This window comes from Kitasatospora phosalacinea (assembly GCF_030268885.1).
GTDB lineage: Bacteria > Actinomycetota > Actinomycetes > Streptomycetales > Streptomycetaceae > Kitasatospora > Kitasatospora phosalacinea_C.
On record NZ_BSSA01000002.1, the window covers coordinates 193573 to 213409 of the forward strand.

At 74.4% G+C, this 19837-nt stretch carries 16 protein-coding genes; 7 read left to right on the plus strand and 9 right to left on the minus strand.

Translation table 11 applies throughout. The features are described 5' to 3' along the window. Nucleotides 1-3: 3 nt before the first annotated feature. On the minus strand, nucleotides 4-1011 hold the full coding sequence (locus QSK52_RS04500) for an alpha-ketoacid dehydrogenase subunit beta (protein ID WP_285733800.1): 1008 nt from the start codon (nucleotides 1009-1011) through the stop codon (nucleotides 4-6). After that, nucleotides 1008-2168 (minus strand): pyruvate dehydrogenase (acetyl-transferring) E1 component subunit alpha, encoded by a 1161-nt coding sequence (pdhA, locus tag QSK52_RS04505; RefSeq protein WP_435053154.1) that lies wholly within the window; start codon nucleotides 2166-2168, stop codon nucleotides 1008-1010. Before pdhA ends, QSK52_RS04500 begins: the two co-directional genes overlap by 4 nt. A 147-nt stretch (nucleotides 2169-2315) precedes the next feature. On the opposite strand from pdhA, the gene QSK52_RS04510 reads away from it, so the two are divergent. After that, nucleotides 2316-2783: an Lrp/AsnC family transcriptional regulator gene (locus QSK52_RS04510; protein WP_285733805.1), complete on the plus strand. Its 468-nt coding sequence runs from the start codon at nucleotides 2316-2318 to the stop codon at nucleotides 2781-2783. A gap of 9 nt (nucleotides 2784-2792) precedes the next feature. On the opposite strand, the gene QSK52_RS04515 is transcribed toward QSK52_RS04510, so the two are convergent. Together QSK52_RS04515 and QSK52_RS04520 are read right to left on the minus strand one after the other, a co-directional pair. Further along, nucleotides 2793-3317: a hypothetical protein gene (locus tag QSK52_RS04515; protein ID WP_285733806.1), complete on the minus strand. Its 525-nt coding sequence runs from the start codon at nucleotides 3315-3317 to the stop codon at nucleotides 2793-2795. Continuing rightward, nucleotides 3314-3898 (minus strand): TetR/AcrR family transcriptional regulator, encoded by a 585-nt coding sequence (locus QSK52_RS04520; protein WP_285733808.1) that lies wholly within the window; start codon nucleotides 3896-3898, stop codon nucleotides 3314-3316. Before QSK52_RS04520 ends, QSK52_RS04515 begins: the two co-directional genes overlap by 4 nt. A 164-nt stretch (nucleotides 3899-4062) precedes the next feature. On the opposite strand from QSK52_RS04520, the gene QSK52_RS04525 reads away from it, so the two are divergent. Next, nucleotides 4063-5328 (plus strand): glycosyltransferase family 39 protein, encoded by a 1266-nt coding sequence (locus QSK52_RS04525; protein ID WP_285733810.1) that lies wholly within the window; start codon nucleotides 4063-4065, stop codon nucleotides 5326-5328. A gap of 140 nt (nucleotides 5329-5468) precedes the next feature. Continuing rightward, nucleotides 5469-7163 (plus strand): phenylacetic acid degradation protein PaaN, encoded by a 1695-nt coding sequence (gene paaN, locus QSK52_RS04530; RefSeq protein ID WP_285733813.1) that lies wholly within the window; start codon nucleotides 5469-5471, stop codon nucleotides 7161-7163. 106 nt (nucleotides 7164-7269) lie between these two features. Here paaN and QSK52_RS04535 read toward each other — a convergent pair whose 3' ends face one another. After that, a complete protein-coding gene (locus tag QSK52_RS04535; RefSeq protein ID WP_285733815.1) occupies nucleotides 7270-8505 on the minus strand; it encodes a glycosyltransferase in 1236 nt (411 codons plus the stop codon). Between the two features lie 125 nt (nucleotides 8506-8630). On the opposite strand from QSK52_RS04535, the gene QSK52_RS04540 reads away from it, so the two are divergent. The 4 genes from QSK52_RS04540 to QSK52_RS04555 all read left to right on the plus strand — a co-directional run bounded on the left by QSK52_RS04540 (nucleotide 8631) and on the right by QSK52_RS04555 (nucleotide 15254). Further along, nucleotides 8631-10109, plus strand: a complete 1479-nt coding sequence (locus QSK52_RS04540) for an FAD-dependent monooxygenase (protein WP_285733817.1) — start codon at nucleotides 8631-8633, stop codon at nucleotides 10107-10109. A gap of 176 nt (nucleotides 10110-10285) precedes the next feature. Beyond that, on the plus strand, nucleotides 10286-12454 hold the full coding sequence (locus QSK52_RS04545) for a protease pro-enzyme activation domain-containing protein (RefSeq protein ID WP_285733819.1): 2169 nt from the start codon (nucleotides 10286-10288) through the stop codon (nucleotides 12452-12454). A 248-nt stretch (nucleotides 12455-12702) separates the two neighbouring features. Beyond that, complete coding sequence (locus QSK52_RS04550; protein ID WP_285733821.1) at nucleotides 12703-13701, plus strand: hypothetical protein; 999 nt, start codon at nucleotides 12703-12705, stop codon at nucleotides 13699-13701. Between the two features lie 275 nt (nucleotides 13702-13976). Then, nucleotides 13977-15254, plus strand: a complete 1278-nt coding sequence (locus QSK52_RS04555) for a peptidoglycan-binding protein (protein WP_285733823.1) — start codon at nucleotides 13977-13979, stop codon at nucleotides 15252-15254. Nucleotides 15255-15276: 22 nt separating this feature from the next. Here the strand turns inward: QSK52_RS04555 and QSK52_RS04560 are convergent, their stop codons facing one another. Genes QSK52_RS04560 through QSK52_RS04575 form a run of 4 tightly spaced genes read right to left on the minus strand, consistent with a single transcriptional unit; the run spans nucleotide 15277 to nucleotide 19828 of the window. Beyond that, the gene (locus QSK52_RS04560; protein ID WP_285733826.1) at nucleotides 15277-15936 is read right to left on the minus strand and encodes a TrmH family RNA methyltransferase; all 660 of its coding nucleotides are present in this window, start codon (nucleotides 15934-15936) and stop codon (nucleotides 15277-15279) included. Beyond that, entirely contained in the window at nucleotides 15933-18083 is a 2151-nt protein-coding gene (locus tag QSK52_RS04565) for an FUSC family protein (protein ID WP_285733828.1), read from the minus strand. Before QSK52_RS04565 ends, QSK52_RS04560 begins: the two co-directional genes overlap by 4 nt. 51 nt (nucleotides 18084-18134) lie before the next feature. After that, a complete protein-coding gene (locus tag QSK52_RS04570; protein WP_285734417.1) occupies nucleotides 18135-19151 on the minus strand; it encodes an HTTM domain-containing protein in 1017 nt (338 codons plus the stop codon). A 41-nt stretch (nucleotides 19152-19192) separates the two neighbouring features. Then, a complete protein-coding gene (locus tag QSK52_RS04575) occupies nucleotides 19193-19828 on the minus strand; it encodes a DUF5819 family protein (RefSeq protein ID WP_285733830.1) in 636 nt (211 codons plus the stop codon). Nucleotides 19829-19837: the final 9 nt, after the last annotated feature.

The following is a 19837-nucleotide window of genomic DNA, read 5'->3' on the forward strand; positions in this document are numbered from 1 at the left end:
CCATCACTCCTCCCATTGGAGCCGGGCGACGGCGTCCAGGATCCGGTCCACCCCGGGCAGGTGGTGGTGCTCCAGCATCGGCGGCGGGTACGGGACGTCGAAGCCGGTGACCCGCAGCACCGGCGCGGCCAGGTGGTGGAAGCACTTCTCGGTGAGCCGGGCGGCGATCTCCGCCCCGGCCCCGCCGAACCCGGCCGACTCGTGCACCACCACGGCCCGGCCGAGCGAGCGGACCACCTCGCAGGCGGTGGCCTCGTCGAACGGCACCAGGGTGCGCAGGTCGAGCACCGCCAGGTCCCACCCCTCGGCCTTCGCGGCCTCGGCGGCCTCCAGGCAGACCGGCAGCGAGGGCCCGTAGGTGACCAGCACCGCGGAGCGGCCGGGGCGGCGCAGCACGGCCCTCCCGATCGGTTCGACGGCCGCCGCCGGGTCCCACTCCGCCTTGCCCCAGTAGAGCCGCTTGGGCTCCAGGAACACCACCGGGTCGTCGGAGGCGATCGACTCCCGCAGCAGCCCGTACGCGTCGGCGACGGTCGCGGGGGTGACCACGTGCAGGCCGGGGGTGTGCGCGTAGTACGCCTCGGAGGCGTCGCTGTGGTGCTCGACGCCGCCGATGCCGCCGCCGTACGGGATGCGGACGGTGATCGGCAGCGGGAGCTTCCCGGCGGTGCGGTTGCGCATCTTGGCGACGTGCGAGAACAGCTGCTCCAGCGCCGGGTAGGCGAAGGCGTCGAACTGCATCTCGACCACGGGGCGCAGCCCGTACATGGCCATGCCGACGGCGGTGCCGAGGATGCCGGCCTCGGCCAGCGGGGTGTCCAGGCAGCGGTCGGGGCCGAACTCGGCGGTCAGGCCGTCGGTGATCCGGAAGACGCCGCCGAGCGCGCCGACGTCCTCGCCGAGCACGTGGACGGTCTTGTCGGCGCGCATCGCGTCGCGCAGCGCGAGGTTGAGGGCCTGCGCCATGGTGCCGGTGCGCAGGCCGGACTGGTCGCGGACGGCGGTGCTCATCGGCTGTGCCCCCCGCTCCCGGCCTCGGCCTCCGCGGCGAGTTCGGCCGCCAACTGCTCGGCCTGCTCGCGCAGTTGCTGGGTGGGTTCGGCGTAGACGTGCGCGAACAGCGACATCGGGTCGAGCTCGGGGTCGGCGTGGAACTCGGCGCGCATCCGGGCGGCCAGCTGCTCGGCCTGTTCGGCGGCGTCGGCGGCCAGTTGCTCGTCGAGCAGTCCGCGGCCGCGCAGCGCGTCCTCCAGCAGCCGGACGGGGTCGTGCGCCCGCCAGGCGTCGACCTCCTCGGCCTGCCGGTAGCGGGTGGCGTCGTCGGCGTTGGTGTGCGCGTCGAGGCGGTAGGTGAGCGCCTCGACCAGGGTGGGGCCGCCGCCGCTGCGGGCCCGCTCGACGGCCTCGGTGAGCACCTGGTGCACGGCGAGCGCGTCGTTGCCGTCGACCAGCCGCCCGGGCATGCCGTAGCCGACCGCCTTGTGGGCGAGGGTCGGCGCGGCGGACTGCCGGGTCAGCGGGACGGAGATCGCGTAGCCGTTGTTCTGCACCAGGAACACCACGGGCGCGTGCAGCACGGCCGCGAAGTTCAGGCCCTCGTGGAAGTCGCCCTCGCTGGTGCCGCCGTCGCCCAGCAGGGCGAGCGCGACGGTGTCGTCCCCGGCCAGCCGGGCGGCGTGCGCCAGGCCGACGGCGTGCGGGACCTGGGTGGCCAGCGGGGTGCACAGCGGGGCGGTGCGGGTGGCGCGCGGGTCGTAGCCGGTGTGCGCGTCGCCGCGCAGCAGGGTGAGCGCCTGCAGCGGGTCGACGCCGCGGGCGACCACGGCGAGGGTGTCCCGGTAGGAGGGGAACAGCCAGTCCTGGGGGCGCAGCGCGAGCGCGGCGGCGACCTGGCAGGCCTCCTGGCCGGTGGAGGCCGGGTAGACGGCGAGGCGGCCCTGCTTGGTCAGGGTGGTGGCCTGCTGGTTGTAGCGGCGCCCGGCGACCAGGCGCCGGTACAGCTCGCGCAGCAGCTCGGGGTCGGCCGCGTCGGCGGCGGCGGTGCCCAGCGCGCGGTGCGGTTCGGGGTCGGGCAGCAGCGGGGCGGGGTCGGTGCGGGGCGCGGTGGCGCCGGGCCGCCAGCCGGGCACGGCCGCTACCGGGTCGTTCCTGTGGTCCAGGACGGTCATCTGGGGCACCTCCGGGGTGGTGGGGGCTCCCTACCGATTGTTCGGTCGTCTGTTCATCTTGACCATAACCCCGTCAAGACGGTGGACAGTCGGCCGAAAGGGAGGTCTGCTGGGGCCAGCACGTCCAATCGCGAGGGGTGGGGGGCCATGTCGGCTGAACAGGTGTCCAGACTCGACCGTGTCGACCGGTCGATCCTGCGGCTGCTGCGGCAGGACGGTCGCGCCTCGATCCGCTCGGTGGCCGAGCGGGTGCACGTGTCCCGGGCGAACGCGTACGCCCGGATCTCCAGGATGGTCGAGGACGGGGTGATCCGCGGCTTCACCGCCCGGGTCGACCACGAGAAGGCCGGGCAGGCCGCGTCCGCGTACGTCACGCTGCGGATCGTGCAGAACTCCTGGCGCACGGTGCGCGAGCAGCTGCTGCGGCTGCCGGGGGTGGCGCACATCGCGCTGGTCGGCGGCGACTACGACGTGCTGATGCTGGTCCACACGGCTGACAACCGGGAGCTGCGCGAGCTGGTGCTGGGCAGCATCCAGTCCATCCCGGAGGTGCTGAGCACCCGCACCATGCTGGTGTTCGAGGAGACCGACCAGATCCCGGCGGACGGGCTGTGACGCCCCGGCTCAGTCCTCGCCGGTGGCGACGGCCACCACCGTCCGGCCGCCCCCGATGCCGACCAGCGCGGCGTCGAAGGTGAACGGGGTGACCGGGCTCCAGCTGCGGTTGCCGCCCGCGGGCGCGGGGTGCGCGGCGTAGCCGTTGGCCCGCCAGTCGGCGTCCGGGCCGAGCAGCTCGACGATCGGCTCGGCCAGCGCCCGGGCGTTCGGGCTCGGGCCGCCCGAGCGGTGCACCAGGCTCCCGCCGAGCGTGTGGGTCATCCAGGCCGGTGCGTCCGCCGCCGGGACCCGCACCCGCAGCCGCTCGTGCATCAGCCGGTCGTCGTGCGGGACGCTGTGCCAGCCGGGGTCGCGGCACCAGCATCGGGGGCCGACCAGCCCCGCCGCGCCGAGCACCTCCCAGCACAGCGCGCCGTGGTCGAGCCCGCGGTCCTCGCCGATCTCCACCACCAGGTCGGAGTGCTGGTGGGCGGCCCAGTCGGCCAGCAGCTCGCGCAGCGCCGCCAGCTCGTCCGGCAGGTGCAGGCTCACCGGGCGCGCAGGCCGTCGAAGGCGAAGCGGGCCACCGCGTCGGGCAGCCCCTCGGCGCCGCGCTGGCCCGGCCGGTACCACTCGACCAGCGAGTTGACGGTGCCGAACAGCAGCCGGGTGGCCAGCCGGGGCTCGACGTCGGCGCGCAGCTCACCGGCGGCGACGGCGGCCTGGACGAGTTCGGCGACCCGGTGGTCGAAGTCGCGGCGGCGCTCCAGCGCCCACTGCTCGGTGGCGGTGTTGCCGCGCACCCGCAGCAGCAGCGTCACGTACGGGAGTTCGGCGAGCAGCACCTCGGCGGTGCGGCGCACCACGTGCTCCAGCCGGTCCACCGGGCGGCCCGCGGCGGCGCCCGGCTCGTCCAGGATCGCGAACAGCGCGTCCAGCGCCCGGCCGACGGCGAGCCGCAGCAGCTCCTCCTTGCCGCGCACGTGGTGGTAGATCGAGGACTTGGAGATCCCGGCCGCCCTGGACAGGTCCTCCATCGAGGTCCCGTCGTACCCGCGTTCGTTGAAGACCCGCACGGTGACCGCGAGGAGCGACTCGACGGTGTAGGCGGCGCGCGTGGAGTGGTCGGCCATGCGACGAGTATCCCCGGGGCGCCGCGGCACCGCCCCGGGGGGTGGCCCCCGGGAAAGGGCGCAACCGCACGCCGTGCGACCAGGTACAGACCAGGGGTGCGTGCCGTAGGCTCGCCCGAGCATCCTGGTGGCCCGGCGCGGCCCGAGAATCCGGACAGGACCTGATGGCGATGGCAGTGAGCCCCGACACCGAAGTGGCCGAACGACCCGAGCCGCCCGCGGACGCCGACGCACCGGAGACGGGCCCCCGCGCCTGGCTGCGGCGCGCCGTCGAGGAGTACGGGCCGGCCCTGGCGGTGTTCGCGGCGGTCCGGCTGATCGCCTTCACCGTCTTCATGTGGCTGCTGTCCTGGTCCGGCGAGTACCTGACGAAGAACCCGAGGTTCGGCGGCGGCAAGAACGTCTGGGACGTGCTGGGCGGCTGGGACGGCTGGTGGTACCAGCAGGTCGCGCAGAACGGCTACGACCCGAAGCTGCTGCCGTCCGCCTCCGGCCCGTGGACGCTGGAACAGAACTCGGTGGCGTTCTTCCCGCTCTACCCCGGCCTGATCAAGATGGTCTCCACCGTGACCGGCCTGAACTCGCTGGGCGCGGGCATCCTGGTCTCGGTGCTGACCTCGTTCGTCGCGGCGGCCGGCATCTACGCGGTGGCCAAGCTGGTCTCGGGGCGCCGGACGGCGGTGATCGCGGCGGGCGTCTGGGGCCTGTTCCCGGGCTCCGGCGTCGAGTGGGCGGTCTACTCGGACTCGCTGTTCGTCGCCCTCGCCGCCTGGGCCTGCTACTTCGTGATGACCCGCAACTGGCTGGCCGCCGGCGTCACCTCCTTCGTCGCCGGACTGAACCGCCCGACGTCGGCCGCCCTGGCCGCGGCGATCGGCGTGGCCGCCCTGATCGCCCTGTTCAGGCGGAAGGACGGCGTGCTCGGCCCGCTGTCCGCCATCGTGATCGCCCCGCTCGGCTTCGTCGGCTACATCGCCTGGGCGAACTGGCGGATGGGTAGTTGGACCGCCTACTTCGACCTCCAGCGCGGTGCCTGGCTGCACTACTTCGACTGGGGCAAGCACACCGAGAACGTGATCCGGAACATCCTGTTCGGGCAGCACGACTACATCTTCGGCTACCCCACCGAGGACCTGATCGCCCTGCTCCTGGTGTTCAGCCTGCCGGTCCTGCTCTACCTGCTGATCCGGATGCGCCCGCCGGTCCTCCTGGTCGTCTACACCTGCGTCACCGTCGTCCTGGTCCTCGGCAGCCAGCAGATCTTCGGCAACACCTCCCGCTACCTGCTCCCCTGCTTCCCGCTCTTCCTCCCGATCGCCGAGGCCCTCAAGCGGCTCTCCCGCACCTCACTGGCCGTCACCCTGGGCACCGTCGCCGCACTCTCCGGCTGGTACGCCGGCTACGTCCTGTTCGAACTGGGCATCCCGTAGGACCCGCACCCCGCCGCGGACCAGGTCGTCACCCCCTGGACCGGGCGCTCCTCCCGGAAAGCGCCGCGGGCCCCTTGCACCGACCGATCGTTCGGTTACGCTGAGGAGCGTCCCGCCCAGCCCCCCGTGAGGAGCGCACCATGGCCGCTGCGACCCCCGCCCTGCCGGTCGCCGAACTGCTCGCCCGCCACCAGGACACCCTGGACCGCGCGCTGGCCGCGATCGCCGCCCGCGACTACTGGTCCCCGTACCCGGAGTTCCCCAAGGCGTACGGCGAGGGGGCCGCCGCCGACGGCAAGGCCGCCTTCGAGGCGCTGCTGGGGCGGGAGTTCGAGCTGCCCGGCCACCCCGGCGGCGGCGAGCCGGTGACCGGCGAGGCGAGCCCGTACGGCCTCGAACTGGGCGTGAGCTACCCGCACGCCGAGCCGGACGCGCTGCTGGCCGCGCTGGAGGCGGCCCGGCCGGGCTGGGCGCGGGCCACCCCCGCCGAGCGGGCCGCGGTCTGCCTGGAGGTGCTGGCCCGGATCAACGCCCGCTCGCACGAGTTCGCGCAGGCGGTGATGCACACCACCGGCCAGGCGTACGGCATGGCCTTCCAGGCGGGCGGCCCGCACGCGCAGGACCGCGGCCTGGAGGCGGTGGCGTACGCGTACGCCGAGCAGACCCGGCTGCCCCGCTCGGCGAGCTGGTCCAAGCCGCAGGGCAAGCGCGAACCCCTGGTGCTGACCAAGGAGTTCACCGCGGTGCCGCGCGGCACCGCGCTGCTGGTCGGCTGCAACACCTTCCCGACCTGGAACGGCTACCCCGGCCTGTTCGCCTCGCTGGCCACCGGCAACGGCGTGCTGGTCAAGCCGCACCCGCGGGCGGTGCTGCCGCTGGCGCTGACGGTGCGGATCGCCCGCGAGGTGCTGGCCGAGGCCGGGTTCGACCCGAACCTGGTCTGCCTGGCCGCCGAGCACGAGGGCGCGGCGGTCGCCAAGGTGCTGGCGCTGCGGCCCGAGGTGAAGCTGATCGACTACACCGGCTCCACCGGCTTCGGCGACTGGCTGGAGGACAACGCCCGGCAGGCGCAGGTCTACACCGAGAAGGCGGGCGTCAACACCGTCGTCATCGACTCCACCGACGACTACCGCGGCATGCTGGACAACCTGGCGTTCGCGCTCAGCCTGTACAGCGGCCAGATGTGCACCACCCCGCAGAACCTGCTGATCCCGCGCACCGGCATCCGCACCGAGGACGGCGAGCGCAGCTACGAGCAGGTCGTCGCCGACCTGGCCGCCGCGGTCGAGGGCCTGCTCGGCGACGACGCCCGGGCCGCCGCGATCCTGGGCGCCGTGGTCAACCCGGGCGTGCTGGCCCGCAGCGCCGCCGCCGCGGGCGGCGAGTACGGCGAACTCGCCCTGGCCCCGCGGGTGGTGGCCTCCCCCGAGTTCCCCGGCGCGACCATCCGCACCCCCGCCCTGGTGAAGGCCGACGCCGACAAGCCGGACGACCGCGCCCGCTTCCTGACCGAGTGCTTCGGCCCGGTGGCCTTCGCGGTCGCCGTGGAGTCCACCGCCGCCGCCGTCGAGCTGCTGCACCGCACCACGGTCGAGCACGGCGCGATGACCGCGGGCGCCTACACCACCGACCCGGCGGTGGCGGACGCCCTGGTCGGGGCCTGCCTGGACGCCGGGGTCTCGCTCTCGCTCAACCTGACCGGCGGCGTCTACGTCAACCAGACCGCGGCCTTCTCCGACCTGCACGGCACCGGCGCCAACCCGGCCGCCAACTCGGCGTACTGCGACGCCGCGTTCGTGGCCAACCGCTTCCGCACCGTCGAGATCCGCAAGTAGCCCGGCCCGGCAGCGAAGAGCGGGCCCGGTCGCCGTCCCACAACGGCGTCCGGGCCCGCGCCCTGTCCCGGGAGGGGGGAGAAGGGACAGGGGGTCGGGGGAGCGGCTACGCGCGCCGCGGGTGGAACACCCAGGCCCGCAGCAGCACGAAGCGCACCAGCGTCGCCGCCGCGTTCGCCGCCACCAGCACCGCCAGTTCCACCCCGTGCCCGGCGTCCGGCGCGGCCGCGTGCAGCCCGGCGACGGCGCCGCTGCTGAGCACCAGCCCGACCAGGAAGGCCAGCCCGCCCTCCAGTTGGTGCCGGAGGGCGCCCCGGCGGCCCGTCACGCCGAAGGTGAAGCGCCGGTTCGCGGCGGTGTTGACCACCGCGGTGACGGCCAGCGCCAGCGCGTTGGCCGCCAGCGCGGGCACCACCTGCCGCGCCAGCAGGAACAGCAGCAGGTACGCCAGCGTGCACAGGCCGCCGACCACCGCGAAGCTGACGGCCTGTCGGCCCGGCCCGGGCGGCACCCGCGCGCCGCGCCCCCGCCCGGGCAGGTCGACGCTCCCCTTCCCGGCCAGGGTGCGCCGGGCGACCCGGGCCATGCCCCTGAGGTCGTCGACGACGGTGCGGACGATGTCGACCCGGCTGTCCGGGTCGTCCACCCAGTCCACCGGCACCTCGTGGATCCGCAGCCCGGAGGCCTCGGCCAGCAGCAGCAGTTCGGTGTCGAAGAACCAGGCGTTGTCCTCGACCTCCGCCAGCAGCCGCTTGACCACCTCGGTGCGGCCCGCCTTGAACCCGCACTGCGCGTCGGAGAACCCCGCCGCCATGGTGGCGCGCAGCAGCAGGTTGTAGGTGCGCGAGATGAACTCCCGCTTCGGGCCGCGCACCACCGCCGAACCGCGGTGCAGCCGGCTGCCGATGGCCAGGTCGCTGTGGCCGGACAGCAGCGGTGCGACCAGTGGCAGGAAGGCGTCCAGGCCGGTGGACAGGTCGACGTCCATGTAGGCCACCACGTCGGCCCCGCTGGCGCCCCACACCTCGCGCAGCGCCCGGCCCCGGCCCTTGAGGTCCAGGTGCACGGCCCCCACCGGCGCGAGTTCCGCGGCGAGCGCGGTGGCGACCTCCCAGGTGCCGTCGACCGAGGCGTTGTCCGCCACCGTGATCAGGTAGTCGTACGGGAAGGTCTCCGCCAGGTAGGCGTGCAGCTCGCGGACGCAGCGCTCCAGCGAGTGCTGCTCGTTGTACACGGGTACGACGACCTCCACGAGCCTGGTCCCCACCACGGTGTCGGCCCGGTCCCGGCCGTCCACCGCCGGGACGGGGCGCAGGTTTTGGCGCATCGCTGGCTGTGTCATGGGAAGGAGGTTCACAGCCCCCCATGGGCCCGCGATGATGTGAGTCTGAGAGCGCGCTGAGAACCCGGGCGCCGTGACTCCGGCCGGTGACCGCCGGCCCTGCTGCAAGACGAGGGGAGAGACGGATGTCCGAGACGGAGTTCACCGCCGACGTGCTGGTGGTCGGCGCGGGCCCGACCGGCCTGCTGCTGGCCGGCGACCTGGCGGCGGCCGGGCTGCGGGTGACGGTGCTGGAGAAGCGGACCGAGGAGTCCGGCCTGACCAGGGCGTTCGCCGTGCACGCCCGCACCCTGGAGCTGCTGGACGCCCGCGGCCTGGCCGACGAGCTGATCGCCACCGGGACGGCGATGTCCTCGCTGCACCTGTTCGGCCGGATCCGGGTCGACCTGGCCCACCTGCCCACCCGCTTCCCGTTCGTGCTGGTGACCCCGCAGTACAACACCGAGCGGGTGCTGCGCGAACGGGCCGTCAAGGCCGGGGCCGACCTGCGCCGCGGCACCGAGGTGACGGGCCTGCGGCAGGACGCCGAGGGCGTCACGCTGACCGCCCGCACCGCCGACGGCACCGAGCAGGGCTTCCGGGCCCGCTACGCGGTCGGCGCGGACGGCGTCCGCTCCGCGGTGCGCGACCTGCTGGGCGTCCCGTTCCCCGGCGAGTCGGTGGTGCGCTCGGTGATGCTGGCCGACGTCCGGCTGGAGCACGCGCCCGAGGAGCCGCTGACGGCCGGAGCGGGCGACGCCGGGTTCGCCTTCCTCGCCGGGTTCGGCGACGGCTGGTACCGGGTGATCGGCTGGAGCCGCGAGCACCAGGAGCCGGACTCCGCACCGGTCGACCTGAGCCGGCTCGCGGACCTGGTACGCGAGGTGACGGGCCGTGACCACGGCATGGGCGAGGCCCGCTGGACGTCGCGCTTCCACAGCGACGAGCGGCAGGCCCCGAGCTACCGCTCCGGCCGGGTGCTGCTCGCGGGCGACGCCGCGCACTGCCACTCCCCGGCGGGCGGCCAGGGCATGAACACCGGCCTGCAGGACGCCGCGAACCTGAGCTGGAAGCTGGTCTCGGTGCTCCGCGGCTGGTCCCCCGACGCCCTGCTGGACACCTACCAGACCGAGCGCCACCCGGTCGGCCGGGCGGTGCTGCGCTCCTCCGGCGCCCTGGTCCGCCTCGCCCAGGGGCGGCACGCCCCGACCCGGGCGCTGCGCTCGGCGATCGGCGCGGCCGCCGGGCACCTGGCCCCGCTGGCCGAACTGGGCGCCAAGCAGGTCTCCGGCATCGGGTACGCCTACCCGGCGGAGAAGGGCGCCCACCCGCTGGTCGGCCGCCGCGTCCCCGACCTGCGCCTGGCGGTGGACGCGCCGGGCGGCCCGGCCCGGCTGCACGAGGCGCTGCGCTCCGGGAAGGCCGTGCTGGTCAGCAACGACGAGCTGTCGGTGGCGGACTCCTGGGCGGAGCGGGTGGTCACCGCCGCCCCGGCGGACCCGCACGGCAAGCTGCGCGACACCGTGCTGCTGGTCCGTCCGGACGGGTACGCGGCCTGGGCCTGCGCGGACCCGACCCGGGGCGAGCTGCGGGCGGCGCTGAGCCATTGGCTGGGCCGCCCCTGACATTCAGTTTCCACCGCACCGGAATTGAATCAATTCACTGAATTGCCGTCCGTTTCACAGTTGACTGTTTTTTAGTAAGCAATTGCTCAGGCATGGGCCTTTTCCTGCGAGTTCTCTGAGAGATTCTGGCGAGCGTTTTCGAAACCCGGAACGCCGCCAGATTTCCGGAGGAGCCCGTGCGACCCCGCTCGCTCGCCCTTGCCGCCGCCCTCGCGGTCCTTCCCCTCGCCGCCCTCTCCCTGGGCACCGCGACCGCCCAGGCCGCGCCGACCCCCAACGCCGCGGCCCGGGTGGCCCTGCCGCAGACCGTCACCCCCGCGGTCGCCCGCTCCCACAAGCAGGGCGACGTCCCCGCCGACCGCCGGATATCCGTCGCGGTCTCGCTGAAACTGCACGACACCGCCGCACTGGACCGTTTCCTGACCGCGGTCGCCACCCCCGGCACCGCCGATTACGGGCACTACCTGACGCCCGCCCAGTTCACCGAGCGCTTCGGCCCGACCGCGGCCGACGTCGAGCAGGTCCGGGCGTTCCTCACCGCCCAGGGCCTGACCGTCGACGCGGTCAGCGCCAACCGCCAGGTGGTGGACGCCACCGGCACCAGCGCGCAGCTGGCCGCCGCCTTCGGCACCCACGAGTCGACGTACACCGACCCGCAGGAGAACGGCCGGACCTTCTTCGCCAACGACGCGGCCGCCTCGGTGCCCGCCGCCCTGGCGGGCGTGGTCGAGGGCGTCAGCGGCCTGAACGACCACACCGTGCGCACCACCCGGATCGCCAAGCCCTCGGCCGCCACCCCGCAGGCCACCCCGTCCGGCTACGGCCCGGCGACGTACGACGGCGCCTACCGGCTGAACCAGCTGGGCGCCGACGGCACCGGCTCGACCGTGGCGCTCTGGGAGTTCGACGGCTACAAGTCCTCGAACCTGACCACCTACGACAGCCAGTTCGGCCTGTCCGGCCCGGCGGTGAGCACCGTCTCGGTGGACGGCGCGAACTACGACGCCAGCCCCGGCCAGGGCCAGGGCGAGGTGGAGCTGGACTCCGAGATCGTCCGCGGCGTCGCCCCGAAGGCCACCCAGCTGGTGTACGAGGCGCCCAACAGCGACCAGGGCGAGATCGACATGGCCGCCAAGATCGTCGCGGACAACCGGGTCTCGGTGATCTCCATCTCCTGGGGCTCCTGCGAGCCGGACACCACCGCCTCCTCGATGACCGCGGTGAACAACTCCTTCAAGCAGGCCGCCGCCCAGGGCATCTCGATCTTCTCGGCCTCCGGTGACGACGGCTCCCGGGACTGCACCCGCTCGACCTCCGGCTCGACCGTGAAGGCCGTGGACTTCCCCGCCTCCAGCCCGTACAACACCGGCGTCGGCGGCACCAACCTGAAGGTCTCCGGCACCACCTACAGCTCGGAGAGCGCCTGGTCGACGGCGGGCGGCGGGGTCTCCACCCAGTTCGCCAAGCCGAGCTGGCAGACCGGCACCGGCGTCAGCGGCACCATGCGCACCGTTCCGGACGTCTCCTCCAACGCCGACCCGAACAGCGGCTTCGCGATCTACACCCAGGGCAGCTCCGCCCCCGGCTGGCAGGTCTACGGCGGCACCTCGGCGGCGGCCCCGCTGTGGTCCGGCTTCGCGGCGCTGTACAACCAGAAGGCCAAGGCCGCCACCAAGCCGGTGCTGGGCGAGGCCAACCCGAAGATCTACGCGGTCACCACCTCCGCCTCCTACGGCAGCGCCTTCCACGACGTCACCAGCGGCGCCAACCAGGACTTCTCCACCAGGACCGGCTACGACCAGGTCACCGGCTGGGGCAGCCCGATCGCCGACGGCCTGGCCACCGCCCTGCTGGGCGGCGGCGGCACCACCCCGCCGCCCACCGGCTCCTGCACCGCCGCCCAGCTGCTGGGCAACCCGGGCTTCGAGACCGGCACCGCCTCCCCCTGGACCGCCTCCTCCGGCGTGGTCGACAACTCCTCCTCCGAGGCCGCTCACAGCGGCTCCTGGAAGGCCTGGATGAACGGCTACGGCTCCGCCCACACCGACAGCCTCGCCCAGACGGTGTCCGTCCCGGCCGGCTGCACCGCCAAGCTGAGCTTCTGGCTGCACGTGGACACCGCGGAGACCAGCACCACGACGGCGTACGACAAGCTCACCGTCTCGGTGAACGGCACCACCGTCGCGACGTACTCCAACCTGGACAGGAGCACCGGCTACGTGCAGAAGACGATCGACCTGAGCTCCTACGCCGGGCAGAGCGTCACGGTGAAGTTCAACGGCGTCGAGGACGCCTCGCTGCAGACCTCGTTCGTGGTCGACGACACCGCGCTCAACGTGTCCTGACCCCGCATCGGCCCGGGTGCCGGGGGACCCTCCGCGGGTCCCCCGGCACCCGTGTGTCGGCAGTGTTGCCGGTTCGGTCCGCTTGCGAAATGCTTGTCGTGACCACTGTCATATGTCCTGATTAATGACGTAGCCTCTCAACCCTCATAGGGTTCCCACACGCTCGGCGGCGCACCACCGACGCACCGTCCGAGCACCGTGGAGCCGGGGGTGATCCCGCCGAACCCGCCGGGTGGGGAAGGTGTCGCATGGGCTCGCAACAACCGCAGCACGCCGGCCGGCTCCGACTGGTCGGCCAGCGCGACCACAGCGGCGAGCAGCCGCCACCGCCGCCGACCGGCCCCCCGGCCCCGGCGGGCGGGTTCGCCGAGGCGCTCAACGCCGCCATCGAGAGCAGCGGACTGAGCCTGGACCGGATCCGCGCCGCGCTCGCCAAACAGGGCGTCAGGATCAGCGTCACCACCCTCAGTTACTGGCGCCGCGGCCGCAGCCAGCCCGAGCGCGCCACCTCGCTGCGCGCCGTCCACCTGCTGGAGGAGCTCCTCGGCCTGCGCCACACCGCGCTGACCGCCCTGCTCGGCCCGCCCCGCCCGCGCGGCCGCTGGGTCACCCAGGGTCCGGCCCCGGACGGCCTGCGGCTGGAGCAGGTCTGGCCCGGCCAGGCCGAACTGGTCGAGGTGTTCGCCGAGCTGGACGCCCCGCCGGCCGGCCAGCTGGAGCGCCAGTCCATCCACGACGCCTACTACGTCGACGCCTCCCGCCGCGGCCACCTGCTGCGGATGCGCCAGGTGGTGCGCGCCACCGTGGACGGGGTCACCCGGCACGTGGTCGTCCACCAGGCCGACGAGGGCGTGGAGAGCTGCCCGGAGATCACCTCTGTCCGGCACGCCCGCCTCGGCCGGGTCCGCCGCCGCCCGCTCAGCGGGCTGCTGGTCGCCGAGCTGCTGCTCGACCGGCCGCTGGCCCTGGGCGACTCCACCGTCCTCGAGTACGAGGTGCAGATCCCCGACTCCGGCCCGACCACCGACTACGGGCGGTTCTTCCCCGCCCCGGTGCGCGAGTACGTGCTGCAGGTGCACTTCGACCCGGCCGCCGTGCCGGTGCAGTGCGAGCGGTTCGACCGCACCCCCGGCACCGAGGTCGACCGGCACCGCGAGCCGCTGTGGATCGGCGCCTCCGCCAGCGCCCACGTGCTCACCGCCGACCAGCAGCCCGGCCAGGTCGGCATCCGCTGGCAGTGGGAGTAGCCCCCGCCGCCCCTCCGCTTCCCTCCTGGTCCTTCCCTATCCTTCCCTTTCCCTCCCATTCGCTCCCTTTTATTACCTTTCCTTCAATTTCGTTCACTTTCGCCCGTTTCACCCCGTTGGCCCCGTTTCGCCCCTCGCCACGCCCGACCCCGCGGTGCGCGCGTTCACCCGAACCGCCCTGCCGGACGCCCCATCAGGTGGTCCGCACCACCGGCCGCGGGGAACGTGAGTCCCACTCAGCGAGCTCACCGAGGAAAGGCGGGACCCCCGTGCTGATGGAGTTCAGCGATGTCGAGCCGGACGACTCCTGCACCTGCGGCGGCTGCACCGACCGCCGCCGGGCCCGGTCGCACGCCGTCCGCTCCCCCCGCCACCGCCCCCTGCGGGCCCGCCAGGCGGCCGTCCTGCTCGCCGCCGTCGGCGGCGTCCTGGGCGGCTCCGCCGCCTCCCTGGCCGCGGCCGCGCCGCGCACCGACAGCAGCCCGCTGATACCCGACTCCCCGCAGGGCGAGGTGGCGGGCCCGTACGGCGAGGACGCCCGGGCCCGCACCTCGATAGCCGCCCAGCCCGCCACCACCCGGGCGGAGATCCTGCGCCGGGCGCAGGTCTGGGTGGACCGGAAGGTGCCGTACAGCATGGCCGCGTACTGGTCGGACGGCTACCGCCAGGACTGCTCGGGTTTCGTCTCGATGGCCTGGGGCCTGGGCAGCAGCCAGACCACCTGGACGCTGCCGGACTTCGCCGACCGGATCACCAAGGACGAGCTGCAGCCCGGCGACGCGCTGATCTACAACAACCCCAAGGACCCCGAGGGCGGCTCGCACACCGTCCTGTTCGGCGGCTGGGTCGACGCGGCGCGCACCAGGTACACCGCCCTGGAGCAGACCCGCCCGGGCACCACCAAGCGCAGCACCCCGTACGCGTACTGGAGCAACGCGAGCGGCTACCTCCCCTACCGCTACAAGGGGCTGAGCCAGCCGATGCCCGCGCCGGACGACCCGGACGCCTTCCCCGGGGCGGACAAGTTCGGGCCGGGCAAGGTCAACGCGTACGTGACCAGGCTGGGGAGGATGCTGGTCGAGCGGGGCGGCGGGCGGTTCTACCACGAGGGGCCCAGCCCGGACTGGGGCGAGGCGGACCGGAAGGCCACCGAGGCGTTCCAGCTGGCGCAGGGCTGGCGCGGCGCCGAGGCCGACGGCTACCCGGGCAAGGACACCTGGGACTACCTGGTGCACCACAGGGGCAAGGACATCCCGCCCGCGACCGCCCCCGCCCCGGCCCCCGGCACCCCGAAGCCCCCGCCGCCCGCGCAGGCCCCGGCCTTCCCCGGCGCCGACCGCTTCGGCCCCGGCCGGGTCAACGACGACGTGCTGCTGCTCGGACGGCAACTGGTCGCCAAGGGCTTCGGCGCCGCCTACCGGGAGGGCCCCAGCCGGGACTGGGGCGAGGCCGACCGCCTCAACGTCGCGGCCTTCCAGCGCGCCCAGGGCTGGAGCGGCGCCGAGGCCGACGGCTACCCCGGCCCGCACACCTGGCGGCTGCTGTTCTCCTGAGCCCGGCCCGGCGGGAGCGCGCTCAGGACGGCGCGGCGTGCTCCCGCACCCAGGCGTGCATGGCGATCGCGGCGGCCGCGCCCGCGTTGATCGAACGGGTCGAGCCGAACTGGGCGATCGAGCAGACCGCCGCCGCGTGCTCCCACGCCTCGGCGGTCAGCCCCGGCCCCTCCTGCCCGAACAGCAGCACGCAGCGCTCCGGCAGCCGGAAGGTCTCCAGCGGCACCGCGCCCGGCAGGTTGTCGATCCCGATCACCGGCAGCCCGCGCTCCGCCGCGTAGGCGGCCAGCGAGGCCACCGAGCCGTGGTGGCGCACGTGCTGGTAGCGGTCGGTGACCATGGCGCCGCGCCGGTTCCAGCGCCGCCGCCCGACGATGTGCACCTCCTGCGCCAGGAAGGCGTTGGCGGTGCGCACCACCGACCCGATGTTGAAGTCGTGCTGCCAGTTCTCGACCGCGACGTGGAAGCCGTGCCGCCGGGTGTCCAGGTCCGCGACGATCGCCTCGTGCCGCCAGTAGCGGTAGCCGTCGACCACGTTGCGGCGGTCCCCGGCGGCCAGCAGCTCCGGGTCCAGCCGGGGGTCGTCCGGCCACGGCGCGGGGTGCGGGCCGACGCCGATCTCCCGGTCGTCGCCAAGGTCGTCGTACTGCTCGCCCAGCTGGGGCACCGAGGTGTCGCTCACGCCCCCAACGGTACGGGCTCGGGCCTGGTCGGCCGCGTCCGCGTCCGCACCGAGCGCTCCAGCTCGGTGAGGGCCTGCATGACCAGCCGGGCTCCCGCCCGGGTGACGTCGATCCGGTCGTCCCGGGGCAGCGCGGCCAGCTGGTGGTCCCAGGTGCGGTGGGCGTCGCGCAGCTGGGCGAAGTCGACGTCCTGGCCGAGCAGGACGGCGGCGGCGGCCAGCGCGGTGGCGTCCCGCAGCTCCTCGCCGAACGCGGCGGCGCCCGGCACCGGCGGGGCGTCCTCGCCCGGCAGGTGGGCCTCCAGCAGGACGGTCGAGCGGTCCAGCATGCCGACCGCCGAGCGGGCCTTGTCGAACTGCTTGCGGGTCAGCTCCCGCAGCACCTGCTCGTCGTGCCGCACCGGTTCCACCTCGGCCCGGTCCAGCGCCGCCAGCATCTCGCTGCGCGCCTCCCGCACGTCCAGCAGCGCGGGCCGCACGTCCTGCTCCGCGTGCCCGCCCGCCGGGTCCCCGTACGCGGTGAACACCGCCGCCGCGTACCGCCCCGCCGAGGCCAGCCACTCAGCCAGGCGCTCCGGCAGCCGGGCGGTCTGCCAGGTCGGGAACAGCGCGTACGCGGCGAGCGCGACGAACCCGCCCAGCAGCGTCATCGACACCCGGTCCACCGCCAGCCGCACCGGGTCGCCCGGCTGCAGGCCGAGCAGGAACACCACGTACGAGGAGATCGCCACCGTGGTCACCGCGTACCCGGTGCGCATGGTCAGGTACGCCAGCCCCATGCAGCACACCGCCAGCACCGCCAGCACCCAGTCCCCCGGGTCGAACAGCTGCACCACGGCGGTGGACAGCAGCACCCCGGCGGCCGTCCCGGCCACCCGGGCGACGCCGCGGCTGAAGGTCTGCGCGAAGTCCGGGCGCATCACCATCGCGGTGGTCATCGGCGCCCAGTAGCCGTGCTCGATCCGCAGCAGCCGGGCCGCCAGGTAGGCGGAGGTGACCACCACCGCCATCCGCGCCGCGTGGTGGAAGATCGCCGAGTGCCGGTGCAGCTGCCGCCCGACGGTGGCCAGCGCGGCGGGCGCCACCTCGACCAGCGGCGGGCGGCGCAGGCCGGTGGTGGGCTCGGTGCGGGCCTGGACGGTGCCGCGGTCCTGCCGGTCGAGCCGGTCGGCGGCCCGGCCCAGCAGCCCGGACAGCCGGCGGGCCGAGCGGCGGGCGCCGCCGCGCAGCAGGTCCTCGCCGCTGCCGCTGCCCGGGCGGGCCAGCGCCAGGCCGGGGGTGTCCTTGGGCAGCCGGAGCGGGTCTCCGCTGCGGATCGCCCGGGTCAGCGCGTCGAGCACCTCGGCGGCGGCGGCCAGCACCTCGCGGGCCCGGTCCCGCTCCGGCCCCTCCTCGGCGGCCCCGACCCGCGGGTCGGCCAGCGCGGCCAGCGCCGGACGGATCCGCTCGGCGATGGTGCGCAGGCCGCGCAGCTCGGGCGGGCGGCGCCGGGCCTGCCGGGCGGTCAGCTTGGCGGCCTGCCGCCCGACGATGAACGGCTCCGGGTCGACCTGCGCCACCGGGTCGTGCCGCAGGCGGCGGGCGTAGTCGCCGAGCCCGGCGTAGATGTCGGCGAGCGCGTCGCGCTGGGCCCGCCAGCTGTCGATCGGCCAGAGCGTGACCACCAGGGCCTGGACGGCGCCGCCGACCGAGCAGAGCAGCCCGTGCTCGACCGCGGTGGGCACCGACACCGGCAGCTGCACCACCACCATCATCACGGCCAGCGTGTTCGCGGCCACCACGCCCGCGGTCGGCCCGATCGCCCAGGCCAGCCCGGCCCCGAACGCCCACAGCGCCAGCAGTACCGGGTACGCGCCCGGGATGCCGACCGCGACGTAGCCCAGGAAGGTCGACAGCCCCAGCCCGGCGGCCGCCACCAGCGCCAGCGAGGCGCGCGGGCGGAAGGAGCGCTGGAAGGTCGCGGTGCCCGCGATGAACGCGCCCATCGCGGCCGAGGTGGCCTGCGCGGGGCCGAACAGCAGCAGCGTCGGGAAGACCACCAGCGCGGCGGCCACCGCCCCGCGCAGCGCCCGCTTGGGGTTGGTCAGCGAGCGGTCCACGGTCAGCCCGGCCTTCGCGGTGTCGCGCAGGGCCGTGAACCAGGACATACCGCGAGCTTAACGACTTTTCGCCCACCGGCCCGTCGGTCGCCCGGCCCGTCAGCCGTCGGCCCCGCCCACCGGCTCGACCTCGGCGTCCACGGGCCGGGCCGTCTCCCCGGCCGTCTCCCCGGCCGTCCGGCCCGCCCGCCGGGCCGCCCACCAGCCCGCCGCCCGCCCCTGCACCGCCAACAGGAAGGCCGTGGGCAGGAACACCGCGTCCGCCGAGACCATCGCCAGCGAGAAGAACGGCAGCCCCAGCAGCAGCGCGATCGCCAGGTGCTCGACCACCATCACCGCCAGCAGCACGTTCTTCAGCCGCCGGGCGGCCAGCGAGAACGGGAAGCCGACCTGCATGACCACGGTGCCGTAGGTCAGCACGAAGGTCACCAGCAGGCTGCCGCCGAGCAGCCCGGACAGCTCCGGCCAGGGCGTGAAGTAGTCCAGCTGCAGCGGGTAGAAGACCGCGGTGCCGTCCTGCCAGCGGCTGCCCTGCACCTTGTACCAGCCGGCCGTGGCGTACACCAGCACCACCTGGACGGCGATCACCAGCATCGCGCAGTTGTGCAGCATCGCGGCCAGCGCGTCGGCCAGCGCCCGCGGCTCGCCCCACTCGGCCGGGTCCCTGCCCGGCCGGCGGGCCCGGCGGCGGGCGTCCAGCGACCAGACCGCGCCGCAGCGGGTGAACACCAGGTAGATCGCCATCAGGTGGACCAGGTTGTCGCCGCCGTCGCCGAGGAACACGTTCCGGTTCTGCAGCGACAGCACGGTCAGCGCGAACAGCACCGTGGACGCCCGGGTGCGCCAGCCCAGCGCCACCGCCCCGGCCGAGAGCAGCGCCAGCAGGTACACCGCCTCGAACCACCAGCGGCCGTCGCTCCAGGACAGCGCGGTGAACGCGTGGGTGTCGGCCAGCAGCCGGTCGTTCAGCTCCGCCGACCAGGGCGAGCGGTCCCCGTACAGCACCCGCCGGTTGCCCCACTCGCGCAGCAGGTAGGCGCCCCACGTCCCCGCGGTGCCGATCCGCACCACGGCGGCCTGGTACGGGGCGAGGGTGGTCAGCAGGCGCGGCAGCACGGACCGGACGTCGGCAGGAGCGGGGGCAGGGGCGGGGGCGGTCACGACAGGCCCTTCCCGTCCTCGGGCTGGACCGGCCACCAGGGCAGCTCGCGCACGTGCGGGGCGGTGTCGACCTGCTCCCGGCTCCAGGCGGGCGGGGCGACGGCGGTGACGGTGACCCGCAGCTGGACCTGGATCACCCGGCCCCCGGCGGAGACGATCCGCTGCAGGGCGATCCGCTCCAGGTACCGCTCGGCCAGCTGCCCGCGCGAGCCCGGCACCGCCCGCGCGTCGCCCTCGCCGTGGGTCGACTCGTAGAAGTCCCAGGCCCGGCGCAGCAGGTTCTGGTCCCGGTGGCTGGGCGCCGGGTCGTGCCGGATCGCCGCCCAGTCCTCGGCGCTCAGGCCGTGCCAGTCGCCGGTGACCACCGTCCCGTCCGGGCCGATGCTCTGCACCCGGGCGTCCACCGCGACGTTGCGCTGCAGCGGGTCCGGCGCGAACAGCTTCCAGTTCTGCTCGAACTCCGGGTACACCAGCCGGTCGACCTGGGTCCGGTACTCCTTCGACAGCGAGTTCGCGGGCGCCACGTGCAGGAAGAGCGCGCCGAGGAACGCCAGGACGCAGGCCCCCAGGCCCACCCCGGCGACCACCAGCACCACCCGGGCGGGCTTGGACCAGACGCGCACGGCGGACATCCTGCCGCA